5 protein-coding genes are annotated in these 6,692 nt (G+C 65.4%); 3 read left to right on the top strand and 2 right to left on the bottom strand.

Annotation, left to right across the window (positions count from 1 at the left end):
• Window positions 1-279: 279 nt before the first annotated feature.
• From JSV65_15320 to JSV65_15310, 3 genes are all read left to right on the top strand, one after another.
• Entirely contained in the window at window positions 280-2,814 is a 2,535-nt protein-coding gene (locus JSV65_15320) for a beta-galactosidase (GenBank protein ID UCH33913.1), read from the top strand.
• An 11-nt stretch (window positions 2,815-2,825) separates the two neighbouring features.
• Entirely contained in the window at window positions 2,826-3,953 is a 1,128-nt protein-coding gene (locus JSV65_15315) for a hypothetical protein (protein UCH33912.1), read from the top strand.
• Window positions 3,954-4,096: 143 nt separating this feature from the next.
• Window positions 4,097-5,038 carry an HD-GYP domain-containing protein gene (locus JSV65_15310; protein ID UCH33911.1) on the top strand — a complete coding sequence of 314 codons (942 nt, stop codon included), beginning with the start codon at window positions 4,097-4,099 and terminating at the stop codon, window positions 5,036-5,038.
• A 54-nt stretch (window positions 5,039-5,092) separates the two neighbouring features.
• Here JSV65_15310 and JSV65_15305 read toward each other — a convergent pair whose 3' ends face one another.
• Together JSV65_15305 and JSV65_15300 are read right to left on the bottom strand one after the other, a co-directional pair.
• Window positions 5,093-6,292 (bottom strand): anhydro-N-acetylmuramic acid kinase, encoded by a 1,200-nt coding sequence (locus JSV65_15305; GenBank protein UCH33910.1) that lies wholly within the window; start codon window positions 6,290-6,292, stop codon window positions 5,093-5,095.
• Between the two features lie 41 nt (window positions 6,293-6,333).
• A partial coding sequence (locus JSV65_15300) for a hypothetical protein (GenBank protein ID UCH33909.1) occupies window positions 6,334-6,692 on the bottom strand: 359 nt, incomplete at its 5' end.

Here is a 6,692-nt window from a genome sequence, read left to right as displayed (position 1 = left end):
CTTGCCCGCCAGGTGCACACCTGCCCCATCGGTAGCGGGCGCGTCGCTCAGATCAGTTATCCCAATCGGGACCTGCTATCCTTGACCCCGAGATTACCGTACGCTCGGGCCAACGTGAATGCCTACGAATACCACATGGCCTTTACCGCGCGAGCGCTCCTCTGGGCCGCGCACCGTGCGTTGCCGGCTGAGTTTGCGGCGATGCCGCTGCAAGGGCGGCGTATGCCGCGCGTGCGATTGCCGCGAGAGCTGACGATTGCCCGCGGAGGACCTCGCGGCATGGAGCGTTTTGACTTGGGCGCTTCGGTGCGGCGGCTCGATACAGGCGAACGCGTCGCTGTGAAGCGGCTCCGCTGGGACGATGCCAACGGCGCGATGAGGCTGCTGGGTTCGATGCCTTTGCTGCCCGCTGGAAGATATCTGCTGGAACTGCGTGCCGAGGTCGGCGGCGCAGCGGCGGGCTTCGCGAGCGCGGATTTCGAGATCGTGACTGACGTGGACGCGCCGCAGGTCACGCTCACGCGGGATTTCGTCGAGTTGGGTGAAGCAGTCACCGGTTCGGTCAGGACACACGGCGACCACATCCGAGCTGGCGACGAAGTCGTAATACGGGTGCGCGACTGCTACGAGCGTTCGATTGCCGAATGGTGCCGCCCGGCGGCGCCGCGCGTGGATTTCGAATGGCGCGCGACAGATGCGGCGACCGTGACGATGGCGATCGAGGCGAGTATCTTGCGCGGGGGCGCGGAAGTCATCTCCGCACGGGCCCGGTTCTCGGTTTCGCGGCGGCACCGCGGGCACTGGGCGCAGGTTATGTGGGATGTGCCGACTGACGTTTTGGGCTATTACGGCGTGCAGCGGCTCACCGAGGCGGGGTTCAATGTAAACCTCCGCAGCGGCGATCCGCCGGATGTCGTCGCAGCGCATAACTGGTCGTATATCCCTTACACGACGCGCGTGATGGATCAGTTTGACGGGCAGGGCCTGATGCAGCCCGCGTGCTGGAATGACGAGCCGGCGATCGCTCAACACGTTGCCGACATCGTTTCCCGACAAGCTGCAGCTCGCCGACACGGCGTGTATGCCTACTCGCTGGGGGACGAGACGACTACCCGCGGTGCGTGCACACACCCCTCCTGCCTCGCGGCTTACCGTGCGTGGCTACTCCGGGAATACGATGACTCAATTGACGCGCTCAACGCTGCGTGGGGCAGCGAGTACTCGTCGTTCGAAGAGATTGATCTGATCGGCGGCGGCCGCTACACGGGCGCACGCCTGGCGTACGAGGAAGCCGCCGTTGACGCCGGGCTTTACTCGCGCTGGGCTGACCGGCAACGCTTCGCGCAGCAGAACTACGTGCAGCTCTGCGCGCGGTTCGGGCGGGCGTTCAACGAGTCGGACCCGTGGGCGGTGACGGGCTTCGAGGGCGCGGGCAACTTCGGGGAGGATTACGCAGCGTTGGCGACGACCAACGGCTTCTGGGCGCCGTACGGCGGCCTGGGGGACGAGGTGCTGCGCTCCGTCGCGCCGCGCTCGATGCTCCGTTCAAACTGGATCGGCTACGCGCGCGAGGCAACGCCGCTCATCGCCGACGCCTGGCGGCTCGTGTTCAACGACTGCAACAGCCTGTTCTGGTGGCGGTGGGATAATCTCGGCCGGTTTCACGGCTATCTCGCCCCCGACCTCGACCTGTGGCCGGCCACGCGCGATCTGACCGAGGAGATGCGGATCATGCGCGACGGGCTGGGCGATTGGCTGATGGGCGCGGATCGCCAGCACGACGGCATAGCGATATTCTACTCCGTATCCAGCGCGCTGGCGACACGGACGCCGCCGGGCGCGGCGATCGGCGACTGCGAGCGCAGCCACCTCGCCGCGACGCTTGCCACCGCAGATCTCGGAATGGGGTACGATTACATCACCGACGAGCAGGTCGCGAACGGCGCGTTGCGCGGCGGACAGTACCGTGTGCTGTGGATGCCGTGTACGCTCGCGGTGAGTAACGAGGCGGCGGCGGCCATAGCGGAGTTCGCCAGCTCCGGCGGGGCCATTGTCGCCGATGTCGCGCCGGGCATGTGGGACGAGCATCTCGCGCCGGTTGAGAGGCCTGCTTTGCGCCGCGTGTTCGAACCAGGGGGCGCCGGTCATCTGCTGGGCCCGGAGTTTGCAAAGTACCGCGACGTACGTGAGACCGTTGAAGGCGCCGCAATACGAGCCCGTCTGCAAGATGTCTGCGAGGAGACCGGCGTTGCGCCCGCGGTGAGGCTCACCTATCTCGACGGGCCCGGCTGGGGCGTGCGCATGGTGCGGTGGCGGCGCGGCGAAATCGAGGTTGTCGGGCTGCTCCAGTTGCCCTTGGGCACGTACGACGGCGCGCCGCTCCCGCCGCCCGCGACAGTGCGACTCGCCCTGCCCGAACGGAAGCACGTGAGCGATGTGCGGAGCCGGTCGTATCTCGGAGTCCGGGATGAAATCGAAGTCCAATTGACGCCGGCTCGGGCGCAGTTTCTCGTTCTGCTGAGGAGAGAACCGCAGCCTCTGGACGTCTCGGCGGAGCCCAGGGTGGTCGAGGCCGGACAACCGGTGCGCGTGACCGTGTCTGTCCCGGACGGCATGAGGCCTCGCGTCGTGCGACTCGCGGTGAGGTCGCTTTCCGGGCGTACGGCGCCGTGGTTCAGCCGGACGATTACGGTTGCCCACGGAGGCGAGAGCGTCGCCTTGCAGACGGCCTTTAACGACGAGCGAGGCGTGTGGACGGTTTCGGCAACGGACTTGCTGGGCAGGACGGCCGACGCCGAGTTTCAAGTGAGGTAAGGCAGAGACAGATGACTGCACGTGAGAGACTCAGAGAGACGCTGCTGTTCGGGAAGCCGGACAAGATACCATTGACTCCGGGCGGGCCGCGGGAATCCACGCTGGCGGCGTGGCATGAGCAGGGCTTGCCCGAGGATCGCAACTACATGGATGCGCTGTACGAGATCCTGGACATCGAGCCTGAGCGCACCATGCCGCACGTCGGTATCGGCGTATCCTTCCAAATGATTCCGGTCTTCGAGGAGAAAGTCCTCGAGCACCGCGACGGCCACTACATCGTGCAGGATTGGATGGGCGCGATAACCGAGATTTCGGACCGCTACGACTACACCTACATCCGCGCGGCGAGGGATTTCGTGACGCGCAAGTGGCACCGATTCCCGGTGCAGAATCGCGAGGACTGGGAGAAGATGAAGGAGCGCTACGATCCGCAGGCGCCCGGCCGCTTCCCCGATGATTTCGAGGAGCGGTGTCGGAAACTGCGCGATCGCGACTATCCCGTCGGCATTCACTTCAACGGCCCGTTCTGGCAGATGCGGGAATGGTGCGGCTTCGAGGGGCTGTGCATATTCATGGCTGACGACCCCGGTTTTGTGGACGAGATGGCGTCATTCTGGGCAGAATTCGTGTCGGCGACGATGGCGCCGATTCTGGAGCGAGTCGAACTGGACTCGGGCGGCATCTCCGAGGACATGGCCTACAAGGCGCACAGCATGATATCCCCGGCCATGGTGCGGCGTTTCCTCCTGCCGGCGTACGAGCGCTGGGTTTCGGAGGTCAAGGCGAGCCGCTGCCCGATTATAGACATGGACTCCGACGGCATGGTGGATGAACTCATCCCGCTGTGGATCGAAGCAGGCATCAACTGCTGTGATCCCATCGAGGTCGCCGCCGGGAACGACATCGTGGAGTATCGCCGGCGGTTCAGTCGGCGCATGGCGTATCGTGGGGGGATAGACAAGCGCGCGATCGCCAAAGGGGGCGACGTCATGCGCGCGGAGGTCATGCGCGTCGTCCCGCCGTTATTCGAGGAAGGCGGGTACATCCCAGGCTGCGACCACGGCGTGCCGCCCGACATATCCTGGCCCGACTTCATCGAGTACGCGGGACTTCTGGCGGAGTTGACCGGCTGGCGATAACCTCGGCCTTGTCGGCCAAGCGCCGCCGCCCTTGCCTGGCGCCGCGGCGGGGGAACGCTGTTTCGCACCCGCGACGCGCCTCCAGAATCGCCCATTTCGTGGAATACATCACAGTAGCGTGCTTGCGGCCCGGGAGGGGGCGCATGATTCGGACTTTCTTCTCCGACACGGACAACCGGCGCAAAGAAATCGTCTGGCTCGCACTGGCCCTGCTGGGCGTGATTGTTCTGACCTTCTTTATCGTGCTGTACCTGGGACATCAGGTACCCGTGCGCAGCCGCGATGAAGGCGTCATGCTGGTCGGGCTCGTCGCGTTCCTGGCTTGCGCCATTGCGTACTTCGCCGGCAAGGAGAAGGAGCAACGCCATCTCAATCAGAGCCTCGTCCACAGCTTGCAGGACGCGGTGCGCGAACTTCACAACCGGGTTGGGCTACTCGATGAGCTGAACCGTGCAAACGGCGAACTCGGCGAGTCGGTCAGTCGCCTCCAAGGCGAACTAGACCAGACCTACCCGCGTACCCTTCAGGCGCTGATGAATGCGCTCGACGCCCGCGACGACTATACCGCCGTTCACGGCGAGGAGGTCACGTCAATCGCGGCAGCGATCGCCAAGCGCATGGGCCTGCGCGACGACTTGGTGGAGATAATCGAGAGGTTCGGGCCGCTGCATGATATCGGCAAGATCGGAATCCCGGACGACGTCCTGCATAAGGCGGAGCCGCTGAGCGCTGAGGAAGTCGTACTGTTCCGCCAGCATCCGACCATGGGCGAAGGCATCATACGGCCGCTCCACCCGAGCCCCGAGGCCCTCGCGATGGTGCGCAGCCATCACGAGCGCTGGGACGGCGACGGGTATCCCGACGGGCTTGTGGGCGCAGCGATCCCCCTGCTCGCGCGGATTCTGTGCGTGGCCGACTCGTACCACGCGATCATCTCCAGGCGTCCCTACCAGCCGGCGCGCGAGCGGCGGCCGGCATTGCGGGAGTTGGCTGCCAACGCTGGCACGCAGTTCGATCCCGATGTCGTCGGCGTATTGACGGAGCTGGAGCTGGAAGGTACGCTCCACGTGCGCGGCGCGCGCTAGCGCGCGCGAGGATTCCGCCGCCGGGCCAGCCGACCCCGACGTTCGCAAGCAGCTCTAATCCCCGACGTGGCCGGGCACGATCTTGCCCAGCGGACGGGGATGCGAGGCGCCGGTGGCACGCGGTAGATTCGAGGCGCGGCCGAGCATGGTCTCGTTGGCGAGGATGGCGTAGGCGATGGCCGCTTTCGCCTCGCTATAGATGCCGAAGTCCTCATGTAGGTAAATGGGCAGCCCCGGCAAGCGCGATTGCAGCATCCGACGCAGCGTCGCATTGTAGCTCCCGCTCCCGCCGAGAATCAACTCGTCTATCCGATGCTCCTGGGCGAGGAAGTCGCGGTAGCTCTGCGCGATCGATTCCGCGGTAAACGCCGTCGTCGTTGCCAGCAGATCCTCGACCGTGATGTCGTGGCGTTGGGCCGTGTCGAGCACGCCGCCGATGAACTCCGAGCCGAACTCGAGTCCGGTGCCGGTCTTGGGCGGACTGCGCCGAATGAAGGGGTGAGACATCATGTACTCGAGCAGTTCCCGGCTCACCTCCCCGAGGCTCGCGAGACGGCCGTCGTGGTCGTACAACAGCTTCCCCTCGCTGATGATCTCCGTGATGGTGTCCACGACGCCGTGCCCGGGTCCCGTATCGAAGGAGACGACCGCTCCGGGGTCGTCTCCCGCGGGCACGAGGGTCACGTTCGCCATGCGCTCGATGCTTTGCACCGCGCGCGTCTTCGCGTCGTGATGGAAGAGGACGAAGTCCACGAAGGGCATAAGCGGGGCGCCGCACCCCCCTGCGGCAATGTCCGTGGCGCCGAATTCGCCGATCGTCGTCGCCCCTGTCTGCTCCGCGACAACCGCCAGCTCGCCGATCTGCAGAATCGAGGTGGGACAGGAAAGTTGATCTGCGTCTTCGGGCTGCGTCACGTGATACAGCGTGAGCCCGCCGCAGCCGATGAGATCAACGTCGTGAAGACTGCCGCCGCCCGCGCGCGTCACCTGCTTTGCCGCATCCGCGATGAGATAGCCGAGCGCAAAGTTGAGGCGGCAGATTTCGATCCCAAGGCATTCGGGAGAAGTGGCCCCCATCAGCGCCTCGCGCATTTGCACCGAGTAGCCCGCCCGTCGGAATCGCAACAGGCTGATCTGCGTTCCCGCACCGGCTCCTGCGATGTCAAGCAGCACGGCGTCTATGCCGGTCAAAGAAGCCGCCACCCCAACGACGCGCCGGTTCGCTTTGTCGGCATATTGACTGATGGCCTGCATTGGCGTGCAACCCCACCGCGCGCAAACGCCGCGCGGGCTTCTCAGTTATTCCCGCTCGCGGCGCGCGTCACCCTTCGTGAGACGTCAATGGTCGCAGTGCCCGGATAGTAGGCCTGGAGTATCTCGTGTGCTGAGCACCCGGCGCGCGCCCGACCGTTTGCTCCATACTGGCATAGGCCGAGACCGTGGCCCCAGCCGGCGCCTTGGAATGAGAATGCGAGCGGCCGCCCGGTGCCGTCGCGCTTCGTGTGCAGGCAGAACAGGGTGCTCGGCAGGCCGTTCGGGCCAGGCGTGCCATCGCCGAAGATCCAGCGAATGTCATTGCGCTTGACGTCGTACTCGCCGCGGTCGGTGGTAATGTGGAGCGTCTGCACGCGTCCGCCCGGTGATCGTCCATCGG

It is taken from the genome of Armatimonadota bacterium (genome assembly GCA_020354555.1).
Lineage (GTDB): Bacteria > Armatimonadota > Hebobacteria.
Note: the sequence above shows the minus strand (reverse complement) of the source record. Positions and strands in the feature narration are given on the sequence as shown.